Below are 25,997 nucleotides of genomic sequence, written 5' to 3'. Positions count from 1 at the left end.
CCGTCCGTCATGAGCGCGTCAAGTGACTTTCCCACTACGCGAGACGGCGTTTTCCTAAGGCGGGGGCCCCTTTCCTGAACCATGACCCCCGTTTGGTGCGAACGGAGGGCGATGGGTAAGTACCTGCTGCGCAGGTTCGCGGTCAACCTGCTTCTCGTGGTGATCGCGGCCAGTCTGGCCTATCTCCTCGCCGCGTCGAGCATCAATCCACGGGCCAACTACGAGCAGCGCAACCCGCGCCCGCCTGCGGCCGTCGTCGAGGCGACGCTGACGCAGTACAACATCAACGACAAGACTCCGATCCTGGAGCGCTACGCCACCTGGGTGTCCGGCGTGGTGCACGGCGACTTCGGCAGGACCTGGGACGGCGGTTCCGTCAACGACGAGATGGGGCGTCGCGTCGGGGTGAGCCTGCGCCTGCTGCTGGTGGGAACGATCCTGGGCTCGGCGATCGGCGTCGGAGTCGGCGCGTTCGCCGCGGTGCGGCAGTACAAGATCAGCGACAAGGTCATCGGCGTCAGCTCATTCGTGATCATGGCCGTGCCGGTCTTCGTGATCGGAACGATGCTGACCATCGTCGCGGTCAACATCAACGGCGCGGCCGGGACCAAGGTCTTCGAGTACCTGGGTGAATACAACCCGGCGCTGTCCGGCTGGGACCAGTTCGCCAACCGGATAAACCACCTGATCCTGCCGACGATCTCGCTGTGCCTGGGGCAGATCGCCTTCTACAGCCGCATCCAGCGCAACATGATGCTCGACGTGCTCGGCCAGGACTTCGTCCGCACCGCGATGGCCAAGGGCCTGCGGCGCAGGACGGCGCTGTTCAAGCACGCGCTGCGCACCGCGCTCATCCCCGCGGCCACCTACTTCGCCTTCGCCTTCGGCACCCTGCTGACAGGAGCGACGTTCACCGAGAAGATCTTCAACTGGCACGGCATGGGCGCCTGGCTGGTCGACTCGATCAACGCGCACGACGTCAACTCGGTGGCAGCGGTCAACGTCTTCGCCGCTGTCTGCATTCTCTTCGCCGGGCTGCTCTCCGATGTGATCATCGCGGCCCTCGACCCCAGGGTTCGGGTGAGCTAGATGCGTCGCAAGGTAGTCATCGGCCGCCTGCTGCGTAACAGGCAGGCGCAGTTCGGCCTGGCGGGCGTGCTGCTCCTGCTGCTGCTGGCCTACGTGGGCCCGTTTTTCGGCCCCTACGACTGGAGCGACAAGGACTTCCTGAACTTCCTGTCGCCTCCGTCAGGCGACCACTGGTGGGGCACCACCCAGATCGGCCAGGACGTCTACGCCGTCACCCTGCACGGCATGCAGAAGTCGATCATCATCGGCCTGCTGGTCGCGCTGATCTCGACCGGCATGGCCGCGATCGTCGGCGCCACCGCCGGATACTTCGGCGGCTGGGTCGACCGGGTGCTCACCTTCGGCGTCGACCTGCTGCTCGTCCTGCCCAGCTTCCTGATCATCGCGATCATCTCGCCCCGGCTCAAGGGCGGATCCTGGCTCTGGTTCGTGGTGCTGCTCGCGGCCTTCTCCTGGATGATCACCGACCGGGTCGTGCGCAGCCTGACGATCTCGCTGCGTGACCGGGAGTACATCCAGGCCGCCCGGTACATGGGCATCCCCGGCTGGCGGATCATCCTGCGGCACGTCGTGCCGAACCTGGCCTCGCTGCTCATCATCGACGCGACGCTCAACGTCAGCGCCGCGATCCTGGGCGAGACCGGACTGTCCTACTTCGGATTCGGTGTCCAGCCGCCCGACGTCTCGCTCGGCACGTTGATCGCCGACGGAAGCGACAAGGTCACCGGCTACCCGTGGCTGTTCCTCTTCCCTGCGGGGCTGCTCGTGCTGCTCGTTCTCAGCGTCAACCTCTTCGGCGACGGCCTGCGTGACGCGCTCGACCCGGGGAGCAACTCATGAACATCCTTGACGTTCGGGACCTCACCGTCACCTTCAAGGGCGGGATCGAGGCCGTGCGCGGCGTCAGCTACCAGCTGTCCCGCGGCGAGGTGCTCGGCATCGTCGGCGAATCCGGCTCAGGCAAGTCGGTGACCTCGCTGGCCGTGATGGGCCTGCTGCCGCGCAGCGCCGTGGTCAGCGGCTCGGCCAAGCTGCACGGGCAGGAACTGCTCGGCATGCCGGAAGACGAGATCATCCGGCTGCGCGGCAAGACCGTCAGCATGATCTTCCAGGACCCGCTGTCGGCCTTCACCCCGGTCTACACGATCGGCGACCAGATCGCCGAGGCGGTGCGCATCCACCAGAAGATCGGCAGGGACAAGGCCGCCAAGAAGGCCGTCGAGCTGCTCGACCTGGTCGGGATCCCGCACCCGAGCGCGCGCGCCAAGTCGTTCCCGCACGAGTTCTCCGGCGGCATGCGGCAGCGGGCGATGATCGCCATGGCCATCGCCAACGACCCCGACGTGATCATCTGCGACGAGCCGACCACCGCGCTTGACGTCACCATCCAGGCGCAGGTCCTCGAGGTGCTCAAGACCGCCCAGGCGGAGACGGGCGCTGGCATCGTGATGATCACCCACGACCTGGGCGTCGTGGCAGGCATGGCCGACCGCGTGCTGGTGATGTACGCCGGCAAGCCGGTCGAGCAGGGCACGGTGGACGACATCTACTACCGGCCGCGCATGCCGTACACGATGGGACTGCTCGCGTCGATCCCGCGGATCGACGGCGAGGACGGGCCGCTGGTGCCGATCGAGGGCAACCCGCCCTCGCCGTCGGCGCTGCCGCCCGGCTGCCCGTTCGCGCCGCGCTGCCCGATGCGCGTAGACGCCTGCCAGGAGGAGGAGCCCGACCTCGTCGAGATCAGCGGCGCCAGGCACGTGGCCTGCATCCGCTCGCGCGAGATCGAGCACAAGGGCCTGACCGGCGCCGACGTCTTCCCCGTGCCGGTGATCCCGCCGAGCGAGGTCGTGCGCGTGCCGCGTGAGCAGCGCGAGACCGTGCTCGAGCTCAACGACCTGGTCAAGCACTTCCCGCTGATGAAGGGCGCGGTGTTCAAGCGCCGTGTGGGCACCGTGCACGCGGTCGACGGCATCAGCTTCGACATCGCCGAGGGCGAGACGCTCGCGCTGGTGGGCGAGTCCGGCTGCGGCAAGACCACCACGCTGCAGCAGATCATGCAGTTGGAGGCGCCGCAGAGCGGCCGGATCGTGGTGCTCGGCAAGGACAGCTCCGCGCTGGACCGGGCCTCGCGCAAGTCGCTGCGCAGGGACCTGCAGATCGTCTTCCAGGACCCGATGGCCGCGCTCGACCCGCGCATGCCGGTCGGCGACATCATCGCCGAGCCGCTGCGCGCCCACGGCCGCAAGGACATCGACCGGCGGGTGTCCGAGCTGCTTGAGCTGGTGGGCCTGTCGCCGGAGCACGCCGCGCGCTACCCGCAGCAATTCTCCGGCGGGCAGCGCCAGCGCATCGGCATCGCCAGAGCCCTGGCTCTCGAGCCGAAGGTGCTGGTGCTCGACGAGCCGGTCTCGGCGCTGGACGTCTCCATCCAGGCAGGCGTGATCAACCTGCTGGAGGAGCTGAAGACCACGCTCGGGCTGTCGTACCTGTTCGTGGCGCACGACCTGGCCGTCGTCCGTCACCTGGCCGACCGTGTCGCCGTCATGTACCTGGGGCGGATCGCGGAGATCGGCTCGGTGGAGAACGTCTACGACCACCCCGCTCACCCCTACACGCAGGCGCTGCTGTCGGCGATCCCGCTGCCCGACCCCGAGGTGGAGCGCACCCGTAAGCGCATCCTTCTCGAAGGCGACCTGCCCAGCCCGGCCGACCCGCCCTCGGGTTGCCGCTTCCGTACCCGCTGCCCGAAGTTCACCCGCCTCATGGCGGGCGAGCAGCAGCTGTGCATCACCCAGGAACCTGCCGTTACCCGGCTCGCGAACGCCGCCGATCATGGGGCTGCCTGCCACTACGCGGAGGAGATCGAGGTCATTCCGGCCTCGAACGATCAGGAGGAAGAGTGAAGGTTCGTTACCGGGTCGCGGCTGGTGCCGCGATCCTCGCCATGGCCGCGTCGGCCTGTGGCGGCGGCGGCGCGGACAAGAACAAGCCGAACGCCCAGTCCTCGCAGCAGGCCCAGAAGCAGGCGGCCGAGCTGCCCGGCGCGACGATCAACGAGGTCGCCTACGACCAGGTCAAGCAGGGCGGCACCGTCCAGCTGGCGCTGACCGCCTGGCACAACCAGTGGAACTACCACGAGCTCGACGGCACGCACGCGGACGTCAGCGCCGTCATCGAGCCGCTCATGCCCACGACCATGCTCGTGGACGACAAGGGCACGGTGACCAACGACCCGAACTTCATCTCCGAGTACAAGATGGACAACTCCTCGGGGAAGCAGGTCGTCACCTACAAGATCAACGAGAAGGCCGTGTGGTCGGACGGCAAGCCGATCAGCGCCCAGGACTTCATCTCCCAGTGGAAGGCCCTGAACGGGTCGAACAAGAAGTTCAAGGTCTCCTCGACCGAGGGCTACGACAAGATCGCCGACATCAAGCAGGGCGCCACCGAGAAGGACGTCATCGTCACCTTCTCGGCGAACTACCCCGACTGGACCGGCCTGTTCGCCCCGCTGTATCCGGCCTCGACCACCGGTACCCCGGACGCCTTCAACAAGGGCTGGGCCACCGAGTTCCCCGTCACCGCCGGCCCGTTCAAGGTGGACAAGGTCGACCAGACGGCCAAGACCCTCACCCTGGTCCCGAACGACAAGTGGTGGGGCAGGAAGGCCAAGCTCGACAAGATCATCTTCCGGGTGGTGGACTCCTCGGCGACCACCAACGCCTTCGCCAACGGCGAGCTCGACGCGGTCGAGATCCCCTCCAACTCCGCTGACCTCAAGCGGGCCAAGGAGATCCCCGGCGCCGACATCCGCAAGGCCGCCGCGCCGTTCCAGCGCCACTTCACCGTCAACGGCACCAGCCCGATGCTCCAGGATGTCAAGGTCCGCCAGGCCGTGTCCATGGGCATCAACCGCGACGTCATCTCCCAGTCCGACCTGAAGGACATGGACTGGCCCGTGCAGACGCTCGGCAACCACTTCTACGTCAACACGCAGAAGGGCTACCAGGACAACACCGAGCCGTACGCGCAGTACCACCCCGACAAGTCGAAGCAGATGCTCGACGAGGCCGGCTGGAAGATGGACGGGGACTTCCGCAAGAAGGACGGCAAGGTCCTCACGCTGCGCTGCATCGTCCCGAACTACGCGCTGTCCAAGCAGGAGTGCGAGCTCGCCCAGGCGATGCTGAAGGAGGTCGGCGTCAAGGTCGACGTCCAGACGGTCTCCGACGACGACCAGTTCCCCAAGTACATCACCCCGGGTAACTTCGAGCTCGCGCCGTTCACCTGGCTCGGCACGCCGTACCCGATCTCGTCGACCTCGAACATCTACAAGAGCATCAAGGCGGGCGTCGAGGACCCGGGCCAGAACTTCGCCCGCGTCGGCAGCCCCGAGATCGACGCCAAGATGGACGCGGCCAAGACCGAGCTCGACCCGGCCAAGGCCATCCAGCTCACCAACGAGGCGGACAAGATGATCTGGGAAGAGGTGCACACGATCATGCTGTACCAGCGCCCCGAGATCTACGCCGCCAAGAAGGCGTTGGCCAACTATGGCGCCTTCGGCTTCAAGAGCAAGGACTGGACGGCGGTCGGCTTCACCGGCTGACCCCACCCCAGGCCCTCCAAGGCCCCGGCCATTCCCCTGGCCGGGGCCTTCCCTTGTGGGTGGCTCGCGTTCTGGCGGGTCCGGTACGGCCGGCCGTATCCACAGCCATGCGGCGGGATCCCGGCGTTGTCCACAGAACCGCGCTCTACCGCACCCGGGCAGCCGAGCTTTGCCGATCCTGGGGCCTCACCCCACCCACCCGGAGGCCCTCGTGACGATCACCCTGCCGCTACCCGCCGAGCTGACCTCGACGTTCGTGGTAGCCGTCGAGCGTACCCCCGCCGACCTGGAAACCATCGCCCCCTGGCGCGTCGCCGCCCCGTACCGCAGAGCCGCCGTCGAGGCATATGGCACGCCCGCCCTGCGCGTGGTGACCCGCCGGCGCTCGCAGTGGAAACCCATCGGCGTCACGCTGGCCGAGGAAGATCGCCGCCTGCTGCGCCGTACCCGACATCACCTGCTCGTCACGACCACGTGTGCCCTGTACGAGCTGCCACACAACCTCCAGGTGGCTCGCGCCACCGCCAGAGCCCTGGCCAAGGAATACTCCGGCCTGGTGATCGACCCCGTCGCGGGCACGCCGGTCCTGAGCTGCGACCGCTGCGTGGGCGAGCCCGCCGACTTCCGCCTGGCCGACGACTGGCTCGGCTGGGACGTCCAGGTCCACGACGACGCCACCTGCCCGCCCTGGGACCCCGCCGGCACGGGCTCCTGCTCGTGCCTCCGCGTGACGTCGCGCGGCCTCAGCCGCTTCGCCCTCCCGGAGATTACCCTCGACGGCGCCGCCTGCGCCCACAACCTGTGCGCGATGACCCTCCTCCGCACAGTCGCCACCCGCCTCCTGGCGGACCATCTGACCTTCCTCACCACCCACCCCACCGCCACGGAACGCACGATCGACGACCACCTCCGCATCGACCAGGCCTTCTTCCCCGGCGGCCCACCTTTCAACGTCCACCTAACCCCCTACGCCCCCCAACCCCCCACCCCTGGATCCCACCCCGCTCCCATCACCACGCACGACCCCGAGCAGCGCGCCAACACAGCAAGGCCCGCCCCTGCGCCCGGCAGACCCGCAGCGGCACCCCCTCACGCCGGCCCCACCGCCCTTCCCGGGGGCGTCACCAGGCACGGCCTCAAGCAGTCTGATATGGCCGGACACTCTCACGTCGCCCCTCCTGAGGGCGTCGCCATGTACGGCCCCGAGCGGCTGGATACGGTGGGACACTCTTACGCCGCCGCTTCCGAGGGTGGGGGGAGTTCGGGGGCTCGCCTCAGGGTAGCTCCGGTGCCTGCGCCGGAGCCGATCACGCATCTCAAGGTGGGACCGGCTTCTGGCTCTGGGCAGGTCACCTGCTTGAAGGTCGGCCCACCCTCCGACTTCGCCGGATCACTCAACGACTGGCTCTGCGTCACCCAGAGCCCCGCTCCAGCCCTCGTGGCGTGACCACCGCATCCGAGCGGTCGCCGTAGAACTCCGGGGGCTTCGATTGCGGCCTCGGTGGCCGAGGAACACCGGCCGCATGCCGTTCGTCGAAAGGATGTGGACTCATTCGAAGATCTCGACAGTGACCTGCTGGAGACCAGAGAGCGCGTGCGCAGGTTCGACTACCTGGCCGGGCAGCGGACTGCCGTGGGCGCCCAGATCAGCGAGGTCACCCAACTGATCGGGAGCCTCGAGACCCAGTTAGCCAAGGAGGAGCGCGACGTCACGCGCCTGGAGAAGGGCTTCCGTGGGGTCCTGGCCGGGCTGGTCGGCTCCAAGGAGGAGCACCTAGCGCAGGAACGCGCCGAGGCGGTCGCCGCTGCCGAGCGTCTGCACGGCCAGCGCGCCCGCGTGACGAGCCTGCAAGCCGACCTCGACGGGATCGAGCGGGAGCTGGCGTCGCTGGCAGGTGCCCACGACGCCTACCAGCGCCTGCTCGCCGACAAGGAGCGCCGCCTGGTACAGCTGGGCGACCCGCGCGGCCGCGAGCTGCTGGACCTCACGCGCCAGCTGGCCGACGCGGAGTCCGATCTCAGGGAGTACGGCGAGGCCTGGCAGGCCGGCAACGTGGCTGGTCAGGCGCTGAAGCAGGTTCTCGCCTTCCTGGGGAGTGCAAAGGGCGCCTCGACCTGGGACCTCCTGGGCGGTGGCGTCATCGCCGACTCGGTCGAACACGGGCGCCTGCAGCAGGCCGACCAGGCTGCCTGGCACGCGCAGCGCGCTCTCGACGTGTTCGCGCGCGAGCTGGCGGACGTCGGCTGGGCCGCCAACCCGCGACTCCCCAAGGTCGACACCCGCTGGTTCGTGGACACGTTCTTCGACAACATCATCACGGACGCTCTCAAACACCAGCGCATCACCAAGACCCGCGACGAGGTGGCCGCCACCGCCCAGTGGGTCGCCCAATCACTCCAAACCCTGGCCGCCCACCGGGACCAACTGACCCGCCACCGACACACCCTCCACCAGAACCGCGAACGCCTCCTCACCTCCTGAGCCGGACCCCCTGCGGCGCGGGATTCCGGGATGGAATCCTGTGGGGTCCCTGCATGGTGGTGCTGTGGACAAGGGGTTCCCCAGGTTCCCAGGGCCGCGTGGCCAGGGGGGCGCGGTGCGGTGCCCGGGGCCGCGCGGCCAGGAGGGCAGCGAGGCTCCCGGGGGGAAGCTGAAAGGAGCCGCCAGGGGAGTGGCGAGGTTGCCTGGGGAAGTCGCCTGGGGACAGCTGGTTGCCCTGGCGAGGCTGCCGTAAGAGGAGCGGTGGTTAGCCAAGGGGAGTGGTGGTTGGCGGGGTGTGGCCGGCCCCGGGTGCGGTGGGGGCCGGAGCAAAGGGGCGTTAGCGGTGGAGGATCTGGGTGAAGGCGTGTTCGAGGGTGGCCGCGGGGTCCGGGGCGGGGCCTTGGGAGCGCCAGGCGACGTATCCGTCGGGCCGGATCAGGACGGCGCCGCCCTCGCCCACGCCGTACCGTTCGCGGAAGCATCCCTCGACGTCCTTCATTTCCCCGTTGACCCGCAGGCGCATGAGCTGCACCCCGATCCGGTCCTTGACCAGCCGGGCCGCGTCCACCCACGCCTGCCCCGCCTGGTCGGCCATGAGGACGAAGCCCGAGCCGAACAGGTCGATCGTGGAGATCGGCTGCCCGTCCCAGTCGAGCGGGACGTGCGGCGCCCTGCTCCCCGGCCGCCCCGTCGGTACGCGGGAGTTCTCCAGGAGCGAGCCGTCGTCGCCGGGTTCCTCCACGATGCCCGGGGAGTGATACCGGTAGGAGATCAAGAGAGAGATCTGATCCTCCAGCGGCTCCGGGTAGCCGTCCCGGGCGGCCGGCGGCATGCGGACTCCGAGGTTGGCCAGCTGGTTGTCGGCCGTCAGCGCCCCGATGGGACGGCGTTCCGCATCGTAGGTGTCGAGCAGGCCGGGACCCGCCTGCCCCGAGATCACCAGCCAGAGCCGCCACGCGATGTCGCAGCCGTCCTGCAGCGCCGTACTGCCGCCCTGCCCGCCGGTCGGCGGCATGGTGTGGGCTGCGTCGCCGGCCAGGAAGACGCGCCCCTCGCGGTAGCGCTCGGCCAGGACGTGCGCCATCGCGAACGAAGTCGTGTCGATCAGCCGCACGGCCAGGTCCGCCCGCCCGGTGGCCTTGCGCACCAGGTCCAGGCACCGCTGCGGGGTGAAGTCAGCCTCGGTCTCGCCCTTGGCGGCGTCGTAGTTGACCCCCAGCACGTGCGCTCCGACCCCCGTGCCGGTGACGATCACGCCGGTGAACTCGTCGTTCCGCAGGTACCAGAGCGTGACCTCGCGATCGCGCACCAGCTCGCTCAGGTCGGCGTCGAACATGATCGCGCACATCTGGCCCAGCTCGCCCTTGCCCACGACGGGAATGCCCAGCATCGAACGCAGCGGGCTGTGGTAGCCATCGGCGGCCACCACGTAGTCGGCCCGCACGACCGTGTTCTCGCCGCCTGACCTGACCACCGCCGTGACCCCGTCGGCGTCCTGCTCGAGCGAGATCAGCTCGGTGGAGAAGCGCAGGTCGGCGCCCAGCTCCTCGGCCTTGTCCCGCAGCACCCGCTCCACCTCGGCCTGCGGCGCGCCCACCTGCGGCGCCGGGCTGACGTCCGCCAGGAACGCGAGCTCGTCCGAGTTCTCCATGATCATGTGGGGATTGGGATCGTCCAGGCTGCGCCCGATCGCGATCCGCATGCCGTCGCCGATGCCCTCCCAGATCGAGGTCAGCGACTGCTCGATGCCAGGAACGGTCCGCAGCATCTCCACGGCCCGCGGCCCCACGCCAAACGCCTTGGGCTGGATCGACGTGCTCGGGTGCTTCTCGACCACCATGACCGGTACGTCCCGCCACGCCAGCAGCGTCGCCGCACTCAACCCCGCATAGCCGGCACCGACCACCAGCACGGGAACCCGCTCGTGTCTCATCTCCACCTCCGGAACGCGTAATATCGCGTCGATCTCGCTCGACACGATATGTCGCGTCCGACGAGACGGTCAAGACATATCTCGAAACCCACCACCCCCCGCTTCCCGCATGGGCGCCTCCTCGCACGCACGCGCCTTCCGCGGTGCATGTCGTACGGCGGCTTCTCCGCAACTGGAACGACCTGATCTTCTACCGCCCGGACCCCGAGGTCTGCTACCAGCACATCGACTCGTTGTTCGGGAAGGAGGCGATCGCCTGGCGACTGATCGAGTCCCACTGGAGCGACCTACTGCGCCCAGGTCCTCAGAGGCGATCCAGAACCTCGTCCGGAATCAATGCCATAAATCAGCCGTCACAGAGACGGGTTTCGGTACATGATCGGGACCATGGGCCTTCCCGGACATCCTCTCGCCGGCCAGCGTGTCGGCTAGCGAACCGGCATGAGCGCTGCTCACGATCGCACCGTGGGCGTGCTGCTGACGTCGCAGGCGTTTCGCGGTCTCGGGTACGGCGTGGCCGCCGTCCAGCTCGGCGCCCTCATGGGCAGCGATGGGCTCTCGGCCACCGAGGTCGGTCTGGTGCTGGCTGCAATTCTGGTCGGCAGCTTTCTCGCCAGTCTGGTCCTGGCTCGGTGGGGCGACCGCCTCGGTCGCCGCCGTGCCTACGCGGGCCTGTACGCCGCCCTGCTCCTGTGCGGCCTGGTCATCGCCACCGGCCTGCCCTGGTGGCTGCTGGCCGTGGCCGCCTTCAGCGGAGCGATGTCGGTCGAGGTCATCGAGTCCGGGCCGTTCACCACGCTGGAACAGGTCATGCTGGCCGGCACCGGCCGCCCCCAGAAGCAGATCGTGCGGGGATTCGGCCTCTACAACGCGATCGCCGCCGTCGCCGGGACGTTCGGCGCGCTCCTGGGGAGCCTGCCCGCCGACCGGGGACTGCTCGGCGGCATACTGGCCGGCACGGCCGCCGCCGGAATGCTCCTCACCCTCCGGCTGCCCGCCACCGTCGAAGCTCCGGCTCCGGCACCCGGACTACCGCAATCGCGCACACTGGCCCGCTCGCGCGGCCCGGTGGCCCGCCTGGCGGGCCTGTTCGCCACCGACAGTCTCGCCGGCGGGTTCGTCATCCAGGCCTACGTCGGCTACTGGCTCGCGGTCCGCTTCGGGGCCACCACCCACACGATCGGGATCACCTTCGCCGTGGCCGGGATCCTCCAGACCGCCTCGCTACTGGCCGCGCCGCGGGTGGCCAACCGGATCGGGCTGCTGCCCACGATGGTCTTCACCCACCTGCCCGCCAACGTCATGCTGGCCGCAGTGCCGTTTGCTCCCTCCCTCCCGCTGGCGATCGCCCTCCTGCTCGGGCGTTCCTGCCTGTCGTCGATGGACGTGCCCACCCGGCAGGCGTACGTGATGGCGATGGTCCCGCCCGAGGAACGCACCGCCGCCGCCGCGATCACCAACACCGCCCGCTACCTCACCAGGCCCCTGGGGCCGGCGCTGGCAGGCGTGCTGCAATCGGTCAGCCTGGCCGCGCCGTTCCTGTTCGCCGGGGTCGCGAAGATCGGCTACGACCTCGCCCTGTGGCGGAGCTTCCGCCACATCCCGCTGCCCACCGACCCCCCGCCCCGCCAGGCGCACTGAACACCCTGGATCACCCAAGGTCTGCTTGCCCCGGGTGACGCTGACCCGAGCACCGGGCCTCGTGGGGCGGGTTCCCGCCGCAGGCGTCTTGCCCGTACGGCTGCCTGGCGTGAAGTGGAGTGGGAAACCCGCGTCGGCGAGAAGCGGCCCACCAGGCTCGCCGTACGACATCAGCCACCGGAAAGCGCGAACCGGCGAGCAGGGACGACGGCGTCATGAGAAGAGGTCACTCCGCGAGGTGGCGTTCTACGGCCTCGACCTTGGCGTGCAGGGCGTCCGTGACGCCGGGGCGGAGGTCGGCCTTGAGGACGACGCTGACGCGGGGCGCGACCTCGGCGACCGCGTCGACGGCGGCCTTGATGACCGCCATGACCTCGTCCCACTCGCCCTCGATCGTGGTGAACATGGCGTCCGTCCGGTTGGGCAGTCCGCTGTCGCGGACGACCTTGACGGCGCGGGCGACCGGCTCGGAGACTCCCTCGCCGACGCCGAGCGGGGTGATCGAAAAGGCGACCAGCATGAGGCGATCGTAGCGAGGGGCCGCGAGAGCGAATCCCGCGACCCCTACAGGAAGCTCATACTTCTTCGTCGTCCTCGCTGGGACCGTCGGAGGGCTCCACGCCCAGAACGGCCTCGCGCGGCTCCACCTCGTCGATGTGGTCGACCAGGGAGAGCACGTGGTCCGGCTCGATCAGCCACTGCAGGGCCGTCGCACCGGTCTCGTCCGAGTTGACCAGCTCGGCCTGCTCGGCGCGTTCCTCGTCGGTGAGCTCGGCGTCCGGGTGCCGGATTTCGGCCAGCGCCGCCGCCTGAAGCGCGTCGACGTCGAGCACTTCGACGGTCAGCTCGACCGTGAGGCGCAGGAACTTCTCGTTATCACTCATGGCGACGATGCTAAGCCCGTCAGAGGGCCGGAGCTGACCCACGCGCCGGTTTTAGGGCAGCTTCCACTCCACAGGCGTCGCACCCTGCTGGACGAGGAGCTCGTTGGCCCGGCTGAACGGCCGTGAGCCGAAGAACCCGTTGCGTGCCGACAGCGGCGACGGGTGTGCCGACTCGATGCGCGGAACCCGGCCCAGCATCGGCGCGAGGTTGCGGGCGTCGCGCCCCCACAGGATCGCCACCATCGGCTTGTCGCGGGCGACGAGTGCGTGGATGGCCTGCTCGGTGACCTCTTCCCAGCCCTTGCCGCGGTGGGAGGCGGGCTTGCCCGGCATCACGGTCAGCACCCTGTTGAGCAGCAGCACGCCCTGCTCGGCCCACGGGGTCAGGTCGCCGCTTGCGGGCCTGGGCAGGCCGAGGTCGGTCTCCATCTCCTTGTAGATGTTGACGAGGCTGCCCGGCAGCGGCCGCACCTCGGGCGCGACGGAGAAGGACAGCCCGACGGGGTGCCCCGGCGTCGGGTACGGGTCCTGGCCCACGATCAGCACCTTGACCTCGTCGAAGGGCTGGTTGAACGCGCGCAGCACGTTCTGCCCCGCAGGCAGGTACTGACGGCCTTCGGCGATCTCTTTTCGCAGGAACTCGCCCATCGCGGAGATCCGCTCGCCGACGGGCTCCAGCGCACGCGCCCATCCGGCTTCGACTACTTCATTCAGGGGACGACCGACCACCGCGCAAACTTACCAGAACAAAGATCATTTTGTACGGCAAAGCCGAAGATACGCCAGTCACCGCACTTCGGCTGAGCCCTGTCCAGGGAGACGCTCCTCCGGTGATGCGGGGCGGGCCGCCGTGACGACGCACGGAACCCGCCCCAGAGGTTCAACCGGAACGCGCCCGAGCAGGTCAGGTGAGCGCCGGTTTGCCAGGCTTGAAGAGCCAGGCGTCGAACAAGCTCGTCAGATCCTTACCGGAAATACGCTGAGAAAGCGCGATAAATGCGGAAGTGTCGGCATTGCCAAACTTGTGCTCGGCGATCCAGGTCCGCAGGATCCGGAAGAACGCGTCGTCCCCCACGGCCTTGCGCAGCATGTGCAGCGTCATCGCCCCGCGTTCGTAGACGGGGCTGTTGAAGAGGTTGGCCGCGCTGCCGGGATCGGCGGTAGGCGTCTGCCAGAAGGCGTCACCGGCGGCCGTGGCGTAGGCCGAGTCGAAGGAGTCCTGCAGCGGCGTCCGCCCGAGCTTGTCCAGCCACAGCCACTCGGCATAGGTGGCGAAACCCTCGTTGAGCCAGATGTCCTTCCACCGGGTCGGCGTCACGGTGTCGCCGAACCACTGGTGGGCCAGCTCGTGCGACATGAGCGAGTCGCTGGGCACCTCCGGGTAGATGGGCCGGGTCTGGACCTCGAGCGAGTAGCCGACGTTCGGCCCGAAGTCCACGATGCCGCCGGTGGAGGAGAACGGGTACGGCCCGAACAGCGAGCTGAAGTAAGTGATTACCGCCCCGTGACGCTCGGCGAAATTCGCCGCTTTATCGGCAAATTTCGGGTCAACTGCGGTAATAACTCGCAACCCGTCCACTTTCTTGTCTACCAGCTGGAACTTCCCGACCGTGACCGTGGCCAGGTAGCTGGCCATCGGCTCGCGGGCGTCCCAGACGTAGGTGGTCCTGCCGCCGCCGGACCGCCTGGAGACCAGATCCCCGTTGGCCACGGCCACCCGGTCGTCCGGCACGGTGACCGTGAAGCGGTAGGTGGCCTTGTCCGTCATGTGGTGGTTACCGGGGTACCAGGTCATGGCTCCCTGCGGCTCGTCGGCGTTGAACACGCCGTCGTTGGTGCGGATCCACCCGTCGCGGGACCCGTCCGGGTCGACGACGTGGGTGGGCTTGCCGTCGTACCTGACCACGACGGTCAGGTCCTCGCCCGAGTCCAGCGCGCTGCCCGGGTCGACGACGAGTTCCTGCCCGCTCTGCGAGAACGCCGCGGCCTCGCCGTTCACGGTCACCTTGCGCACGCTCAGCGAGTCGACCAGGTCCAGGTCGAAGGCGCTCAGCTCCTGCGTGGTCTTCGCGGTGATGGTCGCCACGCCCGTGAGCGTGTTCGAGCTCGGGTTGTAGTCGAGCGCGAGGTCGTAGTGGCCGACGTCGTAGCCGCCGTTGCCCTGGTTCGGAAAGTACGGGTCCCCGGCCCCCGGCGCGCCTGGCGCGCCGTCGAACGCGGAGGCGGGTGTCAGCGGAATGGCCACGAAGGCGGCTGCCGCGAGTGCGAGGAGTCGCTTCATGCCCAGGATCATCGCACGACGACGCCCGCCTTCCCCGGTGAACCCCGGGAGAAGGCGGGCGTGTTGTCGCAGGCTATTTGACCGATCCGGCCATCATTCCCTGCACGAAATACCGCTGGAACGCGAAGAAAAGGACCAGCGGGATGATCAGCGACAGGAAGGCACCCGAGGAGAGGATGTCCATGTTCGAGCCGAACTGCCGCATCTGTGACTGCAAATACTTGGTCATCGGCTGGTTATCGGTGTTCGCGAAGACCAGCGCGATGAGCATGTCGTTCCACACCCACAGGAACTGGAAGATGCCCAGCGACGCGATCGCCGGCTTGCCCAGCGGGAACACCACCGAGGCGAAGATCTTCCACTCCGAGGCGCCGTCCATCCTGGCTGCCTCCAGCAGCGAGGAGGGGATGCCGATGAAGAAGTTCCGCAGCAGGAAGATCGCGAACGGCAGGCCGAACGCGACGTGGAACAGCACCACGCCCGGGATCGTGCCGAAGATGCCGACCCCGCCGTAGAAGGAGGCGACAGGGATCAGCGCGATCTGGATGGGCACGATCAGCAGCCCGACCACGATCAGGAAGCCGGTGTCGCGTCCGCGGAAGTCCATCCAGGCGAAGGCGTAGGCCGCCATCGCCGCGATCCCGATCACCAGGACCGTGGTCGGGACCGTGATGAGGATGGTGTTCCAGAAGGACGCGCTGAACCCGCTGGACAGCAGGTTCTTGTAGCTGGAGAACGTCAGCTCGGCAGGCTTGGTGAAGATCGTCCACCAGCCCTCGCTGCCGTTGACCTGCACCGAGCGCAGCGAGACGATGAGCAGGCCGAAGGTCGGCACGAGCCAGAACAGCCCGAGCAGCACCATGATGACCTGTACGGCGCCGCCGCCGAGCTTGTCGGTGATCTTGCCGATGACGCCGCGCCGTGGCGCGCCCGCGCTGACAGTGGTGGGAGCCGTGGCCGTCGCGGTTGTCATGAGTTCTCCCTCCTGAACCGGCGGATATTCATGATCATGAAGGGGAGTACCAGGATCAGCAGGAAGACGGCCATCGCGCTGCCCATGCCCTGGTTGTTCCCGCCGCCGAACGACACCCGCCACATCTCCAGCGCGATCACGTTCGCCTGTGGCTGGACCGAGGAGGGGGCGATGATGAAGACGAGGTCGAACACCTTCAGCGTATTGATGATCATCGTCACGAAGACGACGAGCAGCACCGGCGACAGCAGCGGAATGGTGATCTTCCTGAACACCTGCCACTCGGTGGCGCCGTCGATCCGCGCCGCCTCCAGCGCGTCACGCGGGATGGCCGACAGGCCCGCCGCGATCAGCACCATGGCGAACCCGGCCCACACCCAGACGAAAGCGAAGATGATCGCCGGCGTGATCAGCGTCGGGCCGAGCCAGGTCAGGCCGCGGAAGGAGGCCTGGAAGTTGTCCTGCGGCAGCCGTACGGTGTAGGACCCGGAGGACAGCCCTTCGAAGCGGAAGGAGCCGTCGTCGGCGGTGGTCGTCGTGTCCACCACCTTGCCGTCCTTCAGTGCTTCGACGGTCATCCCCGGCAGGCCCTTCTCGCTGCCGTCGATGGCGCCCTTGGTGCCCCCGCCACCAGGGGTGAAGTCGAACCACACCGCGCCCGACAGGCCCTGGCCCCCCGATGGTGCCCTGGCCGGCTGGGCGTTGGACGGCATGATCTCCTTCTTGATGCCCAGGATCGGCAGCAGCACCGGCTGGCCGGGCTGTGCGGGCTGGGCGGCCACGACCGCGCCCTTGTCGTCGGTGACCTTGGACGGGTCGCCGGGGCGCGCCTCCGGGTAGCCCTTGGAGGAGGAGAACGTGTCGTGCACCGTGGTCATGATCGCGTTGGCCACGCCCTTGGACGGGTCCTCGTCGTAGACCAGGCGGAAGATGACGCCGGCGGCCATCAGCGAGACGGCCATCGGCATGAACACGATCAGCTTGAACGCGGTGGACCACTTGATGCGTTCGGTGAGCACCGCGAAGATCAGGCCGAGCGTGGTGACGATGATCGGCGCGACCACCACCCAGATCAGGTTGTTCCTGATCGTGGTGAGCGTGCCCGAGTCGGTGAAGATGCTGACGTAGTTACCCAGCCCCACGAAGCCGGTGCCGTTGGCGTCGAAGAGGCTGCGGAAGATGGAGTAGACGATGGGGTAGACCACCCAGATGCCCAGCAGCACCGCCGCGGGCAGGATGAACAGGATGGCCATCGTGGGGGATGGACCTAGGCGTCGTTCTGCGTGGGGGGTATCGGCCCGAGGAGAGGTGGCCCCCTCTTCCGAGGGGACCTGCGGGCCGTCCAACCGTTCGGTCACGGCCATACCTCTTTACTTCCAGGCCTTCTTGGCGTCTTCCTCGAGCTTGGCCTGCGCGCCCTTGATGTCGCTGGGGTTGCGCAGGAAGTCCTGCAGGTCCTTCCACTCGCCCTTGCCGTCGGTGCCGCCGAAGGCGCTGGGCGCCAGGTCCGACATGTCGTAGCGGACCGCGTCACCGGCGGAGACGATGGTCTGGCCGAGCGCCTTGGTCAGCGGGTCGGGGTAGTTGTCGGGGGAGACGTTCTTGTTCGGCGACAGGTAGCCGGGCAGCTTGGCCCAGATCGAGCCGCCCTCGGTCGAGGCGAGGAACTGCAGCAGCGCCATGGCGCCGGGGGAGTCCTTCATCGCTACCGCGACGTCACCGCCCAGGACGACCGGCTGGGTGTCGCCGACCTTCGGGAACGGCACGTACTTGGCCGAGTCGCCGACCTTGGCGCCGTCCTGGACGGCCTGGGTGGCCACGAAGTCGGCCTCGATGACCATGGCGGCCTTCTTCTGGCCGTAGACCTTGGTCACGCAGGTCGGGAAGTCCGTCTGCAGCGCGCCGGAGGCGCCGTCGAGGATGAACTCCTTCTTGCCGACGAGCTGCTGGATCTTCTGCAGCGCGGTGGCGACCGACGGGTCCGTCCACGGGATCTCGTGCTTGGAGAGCTTGTCGTAGTTCTCCGGGCCGGCGCTGGACAGGTAGACGTTCTCGAACAGGTCGGTCAGCGTCCAGCCGGAGGCGCCGCAGAGGGACAGCGGGGCGGTGCCCGAGTCGGCGATCGTCTGGGAGGCCTTGATCAGCTCGTCCCAGTTGGTGGGCGGCTGCACGCCGGCGTCCTCGAAGGCCTGGCCGCGGTACCACACGAGCGACTTGTGCGCGGCCTTGATCAGCACGCCGTACACCTTGCCGTCGGCGGAGCCGAGCTCCTTCCAGTACGGCGTGTAGTTGGCGTCGATCTCCTTGGTGACCGCGTCGGTCAGCGGCTTGAGCGCGTTCTGCTTGGCGTACTGCTGGACCAGGCCGGGCTGGGGGAGGATCGCGACGTCGGGCGGGCTGCCGCCCTGGATGCGCGGGCCGAGATAAGCGCCGGTGTCCTCACCCGTGGAGGCGTAGGTCACCGTGGCGCCGGTCTTCTCCTGGAAGGCGTTGAGCACCTTCTGGAAGTTCTTCTGCTCGTCACCCGTCCACTTGGCGGCGACCTCGAGCTTGACGCCCTGCAGCGGCTTGGCGCCGCCGTCGGACGCGGAGCTCGAGGCGGACGGCTGGGTGGTCGTCGGCGCGTTACCGCACGCCGCGACGGCCACCGCGAGCCCGGCCAGGACCACTACTGCACTGGCTTTGCGCATGACTGCCTCACTGGGTTCTGATGATCTCTTCAAGTTCCGTCTTCATGGAGGCCGCCGCATCGTCGGGGGACTCGCTGAAGGGGGGAGTGATGGCCTTGGCGACCGAGCTGGCGATCACCAGGCTGAGCTGGTTGTAGTTCGCGCTCACCGGTCGCGGCTTGGCCGCGAGGATGCTCTGCTTGAGCACCGGGAGATAGGGGAAACGCTTGATCAGCTGGGGGTCGTCGTAGAGCTCCGTCCAGACTGGCGGGAACGACCCATCGGTCAGGACCCTCCGCTCGTTCTCCAGGCTGGTGAAGTAGCGGATGAATTCCTGTGCGGTCTGCTGATGCTTGGAGTAGGCGCTGACGGCCAGGTTGACCCCGCCGAGCGTGCTGGCGCCAGGTCCGTCGGGCCCGGGCAGCCTGGTCACCGCGAACTTGCCGCCGAGCTTGGACATTGCGGGTCCGTAGGCGTGCGGCCAGTTGCGGGCGAAGGCGAGGTGTCCGTTCTGGAAGGCCAGGCGGGACTCCTCCTCCTTGTAGGTCAGCGATTCCTTGGGGATCCAGCCTTCGCGCAGGCCCTGGACGAAGAAGTCCAACGCGGTCCTGGCCTTGGACTGGTCGAGGATCACCTCCGTGCCGTCGGGGCTGAGGATCTGCCCGCCCGCGGACTGCACGGCCTCGGAGAAGTTCACGGTCAGCCCTTCGTAAGCAAGGAACTGGCCCGCGTATCCTTCGATGTTGTGTTTCTTTGTTACTTGTAGTGCCTGTTCGCGAAGTTCCGCCCAGGTGCGGGGCGGCTTCTTGATCAGGTCAGACCGGTAGTACAGCAGCCCCGCGTTGCTGGTGTACGGCACGGCCCAGAGCTTGCCCTTGTAGACCGCCGTGTCCACGACGGGCGGCAGGAACCTGTCGAGCGGGAAGAGCCCGCGCTCCAGGGGGATGATCCAGCCGTTCTCCGCGAACTCGGCAGTCCACACCACGTCAAGTCCGAGCACGTCGTAGCGGGTGCTTCTCGCCTGAAGATTGGCCACCATCTGCGCGCGCTGCTCGTCGGCGGCCTCGGGCAGTTCGAGGAGCGTCACCTTCTCGGCCGGGTGGGCCTGGTTCCAGCGATCCAGCAGGGGTTGCAGGTACGCCGTGGTGTCGCGCCCGGTGGCGAACGTGATCGGGCCTGTTCCGCTCGATCCCTTGTCGCCGCCGTCCTCGTCGCCGGCCGCCGCGCATCCAGCCGCCAGGAGGACGGCGAGAGCGATCGACAGCTGACGAAACACCGGGGTTTCCTCCACGTTTTCGGGGGCTACATACGTGTTATGTAGATGCATTCATGTTATGCACACATGTAATCTGGCGGTCAACGGATAGCCACGTAACGCATGCGTAACTTAAACGGAGGTGGGGCGTGCGGTTGCACCTTCTGGCGCTCCTGGCCAAAGAGCCCGCCCACGGCTACGAGCTCAAACAGGCGCTGGAACAGACCTTCGGCAACGCCTACCCCTCACCCAACATCGGCCAGATCTACGTCACGCTGAGCAGGCTGGAGAAGGACGGCCTGGTCAGGGCGGTGGACGTGGAGCAGTCCAACCGGCCGAACAAGAAGGTCTACTACCTGACGGTCAAGGGCCGCGACCTGCTGGAGCAGTGGGTCGACGAGCCGACCGAGGGCCCGCGGGTCCGCGACGAGTTCTTCATGAAGCTGGTGCTGGCCCCGCTGACCGGCATCGCCGACCGGATGGCGCTGATCAACCGGCAGCGCAGGCACTACCTGTCGATCATGGGCGATCTCAACGATCTCATGGGCCGGACCGACCCCGACGACCGCGTCGCCGCCCTGCTCATCGAGGGCGCCATGCTGCACCTGCAGGCAGATCTTGACTGGCTGCAACGGTGTCAGGAGGATCTGGTATGACCCCGGTCCTCAAATCGGTCAATCTAGTCAAGATCTACTCGGATGGCGGCGTCCCCGTGCCGGCCGTCCGTGGTGTCGACCTGGAGGTCGAACCTGGCGAGTTCGTCGCCGTGATGGGTCCGTCCGGGTCGGGCAAGTCCACGCTCGTGCACATGCTCGGCGGGCTCGACACGCGCACGAGCGGGGAGATCTGGCTGGACGGGCAGCGGGTCGACACGCTGTCCGAGAGCGCGTGGGCGCTGCTGCGGCGCAAGAAGGTGGGCTTCGTCTTCCAGTTCTTCAACCTGGTCGCCAACATGACGGTGGCTGACAACGTCGAGCTGCCCGCGCTGCTGGGCGGCGCCTCGGCCAAGGTCGCCCGCGAGCGCCGCGAGTACCTGCTGGACGCGCTCAACCTCACCGAGCGCGCCGACGCCGCGCCGGCCCAGCTCGCGGGCGGCGAGCAGCAGCGTGTCGCGCTCGCCCGGGCGCTGGCCAACCGGCCCAGCGTGCTGCTCGCCGACGAACCCACCGGCAACCTCGACAGCCGCAACACCCGCGACGTGCTGAAACTGCTGAGCGAGGTGCACAAGGAAGGCCAGACGATCATCATGGTCACCCACGACGCGCGGGTCGCCAGCCTGGCCGACCGGCTGGTCGCGCTGCTGGACGGCGAGATCGTCGACGACGGGCGGATCGCCCGCCGGCGTACCCGCACCGCCGGTGAGGTCATCGACCTGCGATGAGCACACTGCGGGCGGGATCCCGGTGGATCAGGGCTGACCTGCTGGCCAGGCGGGGGCAGGCCACGTTGACCGTGCTGGCCGTCGCCGGGATCGTGGCCGCCCTCATCGCCGCCGTCACCCTGCTGGAGGACGGCACCAACCCGTGGCGCAGCCTGTTCGCCCAGACCGACGGGGCGCACGTCTGGCTCTACACCAAGGACCCGGCCCCGGTCGACCAGCTGCGCCATATCGACGGCGTGACCGACACGGCCGGGCCGTACCGGTCGGCGCCGGTGACCGTGGTGCAGAACGGCAAGAAGGACCCGGCGGGACTGCGCGCGATGCCGGCGGCCATGCCGCCGGTCGCGCACCCGGTGGTCGCCGAGGGACGGTGGCTGGATGGCGCGCAGTTCAACGGCGTCGTGGTCGAGCGCTCCTTCGCCACGTCGCTGCACCTGCGGCTGGGCGCGCCGTTCACCGTGATCGCGCTCAGCGGCCAGCGGTACACGCTGTACGTGCGCGGCATCGCCGACACGGCCGAGCAGGGCTTCTACCCCGAGTGGACGCCCGGGCTGATCTGGGTGCTGCCGCAGATGCTCGACAGCATCGAGCCCGCGCTCGGCCGCAGCGAGTTCGTGACCGGCCTGCGACTGGCCGATCCTGAGGACACCCAGCTCATCTCGCAACGGGCCGTGGTGACCATCGACGACCAGCTGCAGCGCGCCGCCGACTCCGCCACGCCGGTCGACCAGCTGCAGCGCGTCTACACCTGGCGCGAGGTGCGGGCCGCGATGGAGCTGGACAACCGGCTGCTCGGCACGCTGCTCGCGCTGTTCGGCGTGGTCGGGCTCGTCGCGGCCGTGCTCGCGCTGGCCAACGCCGCCGGTGGGCGCGTGCTCGGCCAGCTGCACGACCTGGCCACGCTCAAGTCGATGGGCTTCACCGCGGTCCAGATCGCCCTGCTGCTGGTGGTCGAGCACGGCGCGCTCGGCCTGCTCGGCATCGTGATCGGCGCGTTGGCGGGCTGGGCGGCCACCGTGGCCGTGCTCGGCACCACCTCGGTCGCGGCCGTGCCCGTGCTGGCCATCGTGGCGGGCACCGCGCTCGTCGTGCTGGCCGCCGTGGGCCTGCCCGCCTGGCGTGGCGGCCGCACGCCGCCCATCCCCGACGCTCCCACGGCTCCGCCGCGCGGCCACCTGTCGCGGCTGGCTCGCCTGGCTCTGCTGGTACGGCTGCCGCCGGCGCTCATCCTGGGCACCAGGGACGCCTTCACTCGGCGCGTGCCCGCCTTCCTGACGGCGTTCGGGGTCGCCGTACCGATGATGATGATCACCATCGGGCTGGGCGTGTGGGCCACCATGGACAACTTCCTCAGCCACCCCGAGCAGGTGGGGCAGCATGCCAGCCTGTACGTCAGGCCGGGCAAGCTGCAGTCGGACGAGGCCGAGATGATCGTCCGCAACGACCGCTCGGTGGCGCAGGCCTATCCCGGCACCGAGGTCAACGCCCTGGCGCCTGGAGAGGCCCGCTCCGTCCGCGTGCGCGCCATCGGCACCTCGACCGAGGCCTACCCGTTCCCCGTCGTCGAGGGACGCATGTACGGCCAGCCAGGCGAGGCCGTGGCAGGGCAGGGCCTGCTGGACCTGCTGGGCGCCAAGATCGGCGACCGGGTGCGGCTGACGGTCGGCGGGACCCCGCTGATCGTGCGCATCGTGGGCCGCACGGTCGAGCCCGACCTGGACGGCGAGGTGCTGTCGGTCGGGATGGACAGCCTGGCGGCCAAGGACACGGTGCCGCCGGAGTTCTTCGCCCTGGCGCTCAAGCCCGGCGCCGACCCCGGCGAGGTACGGGGCAGGCTGCTGGCCGAGTCGAGCGAGGGCCTGGACGTGCAGCGGGCGGTCAACCCGGCGGACAGGCTGTCGATCATCCGCGTGGTGATCGTCGCGATGATCGCGGTGCTGGCGCTCATCGGGCTGGCGAACCTGCTCACCGCCAGCGCGCTCGGACTGCGCGACCACGCCTTCGACCTGGCGGTGCTCAAGGCGATGGGACTGACGCCGCGGCAGGTCATGGCCACGCTCGTCACGGGCACGGGGCTGCTGGTGGTGCTCGGCGTGGTCACGGGCACGGCGGTGGGCGCCTCGGTGGTGACGTGGCTCATCGACCTGCAGGGGCACACCAGTGGCGTGGGCGCCGGCATCGGCCGGCCACCGTCGCTGTTCACCCTCGTCACGGCGGTACTGCTGGCGGTCGGCGCGTCACTGGCCGTCGCCCTCCTCCCAGCCCGCCGAGCCGCCCGAGCCCAGGTCCCCGTAACCGCCCGCTAACAGCACGGCCCCATGGGGGACCAGAGCTCCCCCAAGCCCCCTTGGCAAGAGGGCTCCGCCCTCCTGCACCTCCCGCAAGGAGCTCGCTGCGCTCGCCCGCTTTCCAGGCGCTACCGCCCGGCTACCCAGAGTCGTAACCCACATCAGCGGGGACCCGAGCACAGCCGCAGTGACTGCGAAATGTCGGTCCCGTGCTCGAAGCATGTCGGTTTCGTGACCTGTGAAATGTCGGTGACGCCCTCGTCGTATGTCGATTCTTTCGACCGTGAAATGTCGGTGATCTGCTCTGGAGGATGGGTGTCGACCGAGCTAGGAGGCGGTATTGGACCTGATAACCCGGCGGATCGCCGACTAGCCCGGCCTCACGGGCGGTACGGCGGGCCAAGGTTCATGTCACCGACACAGGGCTGGCCGCGTATCTGCTCGGGGTCGATGCGGAAGGTCTTGCCGCCCGAGTGTCCCCGTCGCGTGGCCCGCTGGTCGAGACCTTCATCGTCAACGAGCTGACCAAGCAGGCGAGCTGGTCGCCGTTCCGGGTGAACCTCTTCCACTGGCGCGTCAGCCAGGGGCCGGAGGTCGACCTCGTGCTCGAACGGGCCAATGGCCGGGTGGTCGGAATCGAGGCGAAGGCGACCGACGCCGTGGACCTCGGGGACTTCAAGGGGCTGACGGCGCTGCCGTTGAGTGCACTTTGGGACAGGGGGAGCCGAGGCTCCCCCTGAGGGTCACTCCGAGTCGAGCTTCTTCAGTGCGAACCAGTAGAAGCCGTGCCCCGGCAGCGTGAGCAGGTAGGGCAGCTGACCGATCCGGGGGAAGTGGACGCCGCCGCGCGCCTCGACGGGCGTCATGCCCTCGAAACGCCGCAGGTCCAGCTCCACCGGCTGCGGGAACTTCGACAGGTTGTTGACGCACAGCATGATGTCGTCGCGGTCCTCCCTGACGTAGGTCAGCACCGCGGGGTTGGACGACCACATTTCCGTGTAGGCGCCCGTGCCGAAGACCGCGTGGTTGTGCCGGATCTGCAGCATCTTGCGGGTGAAGTGGAGCAGCGAGCCTTCGCTCTTCTGCTGCGCCTCCACGTTGACCGCCTGGTAGCCGTAGATCGGGTCCATCACCACCGGCAGGTAGAGCCGGCCCGGGTCGGCCTGCGAGAAGCCGGCGTTGCGGTCGGGGCTCCACTGCATCGGCGTGCGCACCGCGTCGCGGTCCTCCAGCCAGATGTTGTCGCCCATGCCGATCTCGTCGCCGTAATACATGATGGGCGAGCCGGGCAGCGACAGCAGCAGCGCCGTGAACAGCTCGATGCGGTCGCGGTCGTTGTCGAGCAGGGGCGCGAGCCTGCGCCGGATCCCCAGGTAGGCGCGCATGCGCGGGTCCTTGGCGTACTCCGCGTGCATGTAGTCGCGCTCCTCCTCCGTCACCGTCTCGAGCGTGAGCTCGTCGTGGTTACGCAGGAAGATGCCCCACTGGGCGGAGTCGGGCAGCTTCGGCGTGCGCGACATGATCTCGGAGATCGGCTCGCGCGTTTCCTTCTTGACCGCCATGTAGATGCGCGGCATCAGCGGGAAGTGGAAGGCCATGTGGCATTCGTCACCCCCGGTGGTGGGGTCGCCGAAGTACTCGACCACGTCCTCGGGCCAGCCGTTCGCCTCGGCGAGCAGCACCCGGTCCGGGTAGAGCCGGTCGACCTCGGCGCGGATCTTCTTCAGGTACGCGTGCGTCTCCGGCAGGCCGGAGCACGCCGTGCCCTCACGCTCGAACAGGTACGGCACCGCGTCCAGCCGGAAACCGTCGATGCCCAGGTCCAGCCAGAAGCGCAGCACCTCGAGCATGGCCTCCTGAACGGCCGGGTTGTCGTAGTTCAGGTCGGGCTGGTGGTGGAAGAAGCGGTGCCAGTAGTACTGCTTGCGCACCGGGTCGTAGGTCCAGTTGGACTCCTCGGCGCCGACGAAGATGATCGGCGCGTCGGGGAACCCGTGGGGGTCGTCGGACCAGACGTAGAAGTCGCCGAAGGGTCCCTCGGGGTCGTGCCTGGAGGCCTGGAACCAGGGATGCTTGTCGCTCGTGTGATTCATCACCAGGTCGGTGACGATGCGCAGGCCACGCTCGTGAGCCCGCTCGATGAGCTGGATGAAGTCGCCGAGATCACCGAACGTCGGCAGGATCTTCATGTAGTCGGAGATGTCGTAACCGCCGTCACGCAGCGGGGACTCGTAGAGCGGGAGCAGCCACAAGCAGTCGACACCCAGCCATTCCAGGTAGTCGAGCTTCTCGATGAGCCCCCGGAGATCTCCGGTGCCGTCGCCGTTGGAGTCCCTGAACCCGCGGACGAGAACCTCGTAGAACACCGCCCGCTTGTACCATTGCGGATCTTCGGAGACGAACGTCTCGGCGACCGGCTCCGGCGTTGGGGATGCGTTGATCATATGTCGCTCACAGAAGGAGATGTGGGCAGGACGAAGTCACCGGATTCCCCGGCGTTATGTGGTGA

Annotated in this window: 20 protein-coding genes and 2 pseudogenes; 12 read left to right on the top strand and 10 right to left on the bottom strand. The window is 68.3% G+C overall.

All coding sequences use genetic code 11. From position 1 onward, the window contains the following. Positions 1 to 111 precede the first annotated feature (111 nt). The 6 genes from ACIBHX_RS27075 (at position 112) to ACIBHX_RS27050 (ending at position 8,183) form a co-directional block, all read left to right on the top strand. A complete protein-coding gene (locus ACIBHX_RS27075; protein ID WP_397070052.1) occupies positions 112 to 1,089 on the top strand; it encodes an ABC transporter permease in 978 nt (325 codons plus the stop codon). Continuing rightward, on the top strand, positions 1,090 to 1,929 hold the full coding sequence (locus ACIBHX_RS27070) for an ABC transporter permease (protein ID WP_397070051.1): 840 nt from the start codon (positions 1,090 to 1,092) through the stop codon (positions 1,927 to 1,929). Further along, positions 1,926 to 3,995, top strand: coding sequence for a dipeptide ABC transporter ATP-binding protein (locus ACIBHX_RS27065; RefSeq protein ID WP_397070050.1), 2,070 nt, complete (start codon positions 1,926 to 1,928; stop codon positions 3,993 to 3,995). Before ACIBHX_RS27070 ends, ACIBHX_RS27065 begins: the two co-directional genes overlap by 4 nt. Then, positions 3,992 to 5,701, top strand: coding sequence for an ABC transporter family substrate-binding protein (locus ACIBHX_RS27060; RefSeq protein ID WP_397070049.1), 1,710 nt, complete (start codon positions 3,992 to 3,994; stop codon positions 5,699 to 5,701). Before ACIBHX_RS27065 ends, ACIBHX_RS27060 begins: the two co-directional genes overlap by 4 nt. Before the next feature lie 211 nt (positions 5,702 to 5,912). After that, positions 5,913 to 7,148: a hypothetical protein gene (locus ACIBHX_RS27055; RefSeq protein WP_397070048.1), complete on the top strand. Its 1,236-nt coding sequence runs from the start codon at positions 5,913 to 5,915 to the stop codon at positions 7,146 to 7,148. 96 nt (positions 7,149 to 7,244) lie between these two features. Further along, complete coding sequence (locus ACIBHX_RS27050; protein WP_397070047.1) at positions 7,245 to 8,183, top strand: hypothetical protein; 939 nt, start codon at positions 7,245 to 7,247, stop codon at positions 8,181 to 8,183. Between the two features lie 337 nt (positions 8,184 to 8,520). Here the strand turns inward: ACIBHX_RS27050 and ACIBHX_RS27045 are convergent, their stop codons facing one another. After that, positions 8,521 to 10,116 carry an FAD-dependent oxidoreductase gene (locus ACIBHX_RS27045; protein WP_397070046.1) on the bottom strand — a complete coding sequence of 532 codons (1,596 nt, stop codon included), beginning with the start codon at positions 10,114 to 10,116 and terminating at the stop codon, positions 8,521 to 8,523. Between the two features lie 143 nt (positions 10,117 to 10,259). On the opposite strand from ACIBHX_RS27045, the pseudogene ACIBHX_RS27040 reads away from it, so the two are divergent. Further along, positions 10,260 to 10,400: pseudogene (locus ACIBHX_RS27040) on the top strand (Tn3 family transposase); the annotation flags it as partial. 157 nt (positions 10,401 to 10,557) lie between these two features. Beyond that, positions 10,558 to 11,757: an MFS transporter gene (locus ACIBHX_RS27035; protein ID WP_397070045.1), complete on the top strand. Its 1,200-nt coding sequence runs from the start codon at positions 10,558 to 10,560 to the stop codon at positions 11,755 to 11,757. Positions 11,758 to 11,983: 226 nt separating this feature from the next. On the opposite strand, the gene ACIBHX_RS27030 is transcribed toward ACIBHX_RS27035, so the two are convergent. The 8 genes from ACIBHX_RS27030 to ACIBHX_RS26995 all read right to left on the bottom strand — a co-directional run bounded on the left by ACIBHX_RS27030 (position 11,984) and on the right by ACIBHX_RS26995 (position 19,840). Beyond that, positions 11,984 to 12,277: an MTH1187 family thiamine-binding protein gene (locus ACIBHX_RS27030; RefSeq protein ID WP_397070044.1), complete on the bottom strand. Its 294-nt coding sequence runs from the start codon at positions 12,275 to 12,277 to the stop codon at positions 11,984 to 11,986. Positions 12,278 to 12,332: 55 nt separating this feature from the next. After that, positions 12,333 to 12,641, bottom strand: a complete 309-nt coding sequence (locus tag ACIBHX_RS27025; protein WP_397070043.1) for a hypothetical protein — start codon at positions 12,639 to 12,641, stop codon at positions 12,333 to 12,335. A gap of 51 nt (positions 12,642 to 12,692) precedes the next feature. Next, positions 12,693 to 13,370 (bottom strand): uracil-DNA glycosylase, encoded by a 678-nt coding sequence (locus tag ACIBHX_RS27020; RefSeq protein WP_397070042.1) that lies wholly within the window; start codon positions 13,368 to 13,370, stop codon positions 12,693 to 12,695. A gap of 175 nt (positions 13,371 to 13,545) precedes the next feature. After that, complete coding sequence (locus ACIBHX_RS27015) at positions 13,546 to 14,922, bottom strand: M1 family metallopeptidase (protein WP_397070041.1); 1,377 nt, start codon at positions 14,920 to 14,922, stop codon at positions 13,546 to 13,548. Positions 14,923 to 14,995: 73 nt separating this feature from the next. Beyond that, positions 14,996 to 15,895 carry a carbohydrate ABC transporter permease gene (locus ACIBHX_RS27010; protein ID WP_397070040.1) on the bottom strand — a complete coding sequence of 300 codons (900 nt, stop codon included), beginning with the start codon at positions 15,893 to 15,895 and terminating at the stop codon, positions 14,996 to 14,998. Continuing rightward, the gene (locus ACIBHX_RS27005; RefSeq protein ID WP_397070039.1) at positions 15,892 to 17,259 is read right to left on the bottom strand and encodes an ABC transporter permease subunit; all 1,368 of its coding nucleotides are present in this window, start codon (positions 17,257 to 17,259) and stop codon (positions 15,892 to 15,894) included. The genes ACIBHX_RS27010 and ACIBHX_RS27005 overlap by 4 nt, the downstream gene beginning before the upstream one ends. Before the next feature lie 6 nt (positions 17,260 to 17,265). After that, the gene (locus ACIBHX_RS27000; RefSeq protein ID WP_397070038.1) at positions 17,266 to 18,585 is read right to left on the bottom strand and encodes an ABC transporter substrate-binding protein; all 1,320 of its coding nucleotides are present in this window, start codon (positions 18,583 to 18,585) and stop codon (positions 17,266 to 17,268) included. Positions 18,586 to 18,592: 7 nt separating this feature from the next. Then, positions 18,593 to 19,840 carry an ABC transporter substrate-binding protein gene (locus tag ACIBHX_RS26995; protein ID WP_397070037.1) on the bottom strand — a complete coding sequence of 416 codons (1,248 nt, stop codon included), beginning with the start codon at positions 19,838 to 19,840 and terminating at the stop codon, positions 18,593 to 18,595. Positions 19,841 to 19,968: 128 nt separating this feature from the next. Here ACIBHX_RS26995 and ACIBHX_RS26990 point away from each other — a divergent pair, with 128 nt between their 5' ends. The 4 genes and pseudogenes from ACIBHX_RS26990 to ACIBHX_RS26975 form a co-directional block, all read left to right on the top strand. Beyond that, the gene (locus ACIBHX_RS26990; protein WP_397070036.1) at positions 19,969 to 20,475 is read left to right on the top strand and encodes a PadR family transcriptional regulator; all 507 of its coding nucleotides are present in this window, start codon (positions 19,969 to 19,971) and stop codon (positions 20,473 to 20,475) included. Then, on the top strand, positions 20,472 to 21,200 hold the full coding sequence (locus ACIBHX_RS26985) for an ABC transporter ATP-binding protein (protein ID WP_397070034.1): 729 nt from the start codon (positions 20,472 to 20,474) through the stop codon (positions 21,198 to 21,200). Before ACIBHX_RS26990 ends, ACIBHX_RS26985 begins: the two co-directional genes overlap by 4 nt. Next, the gene (locus ACIBHX_RS26980; RefSeq protein WP_397070033.1) at positions 21,197 to 23,506 is read left to right on the top strand and encodes an FtsX-like permease family protein; all 2,310 of its coding nucleotides are present in this window, start codon (positions 21,197 to 21,199) and stop codon (positions 23,504 to 23,506) included. The genes ACIBHX_RS26985 and ACIBHX_RS26980 overlap by 4 nt, the downstream gene beginning before the upstream one ends. Before the next feature lie 374 nt (positions 23,507 to 23,880). Then, a pseudogene (locus ACIBHX_RS26975) lies at positions 23,881 to 24,228 on the top strand (DUF4143 domain-containing protein); the annotation flags it as partial. A gap of 3 nt (positions 24,229 to 24,231) precedes the next feature. Here the strand turns inward: ACIBHX_RS26975 and treS are convergent. Then, complete coding sequence (gene treS, locus ACIBHX_RS26970) at positions 24,232 to 25,932, bottom strand: maltose alpha-D-glucosyltransferase (protein ID WP_397070032.1); 1,701 nt, start codon at positions 25,930 to 25,932, stop codon at positions 24,232 to 24,234. Between the last annotated feature and the right edge of the window lie 65 nt (positions 25,933 to 25,997).

Source organism: Nonomuraea sp. NPDC050536 (genome assembly GCF_044457685.1).
Taxonomy (GTDB): Bacteria; Actinomycetota; Actinomycetes; order Streptosporangiales; family Streptosporangiaceae; genus Nonomuraea.
This window is presented reverse-complemented; position numbering and strand designations above follow the sequence as displayed.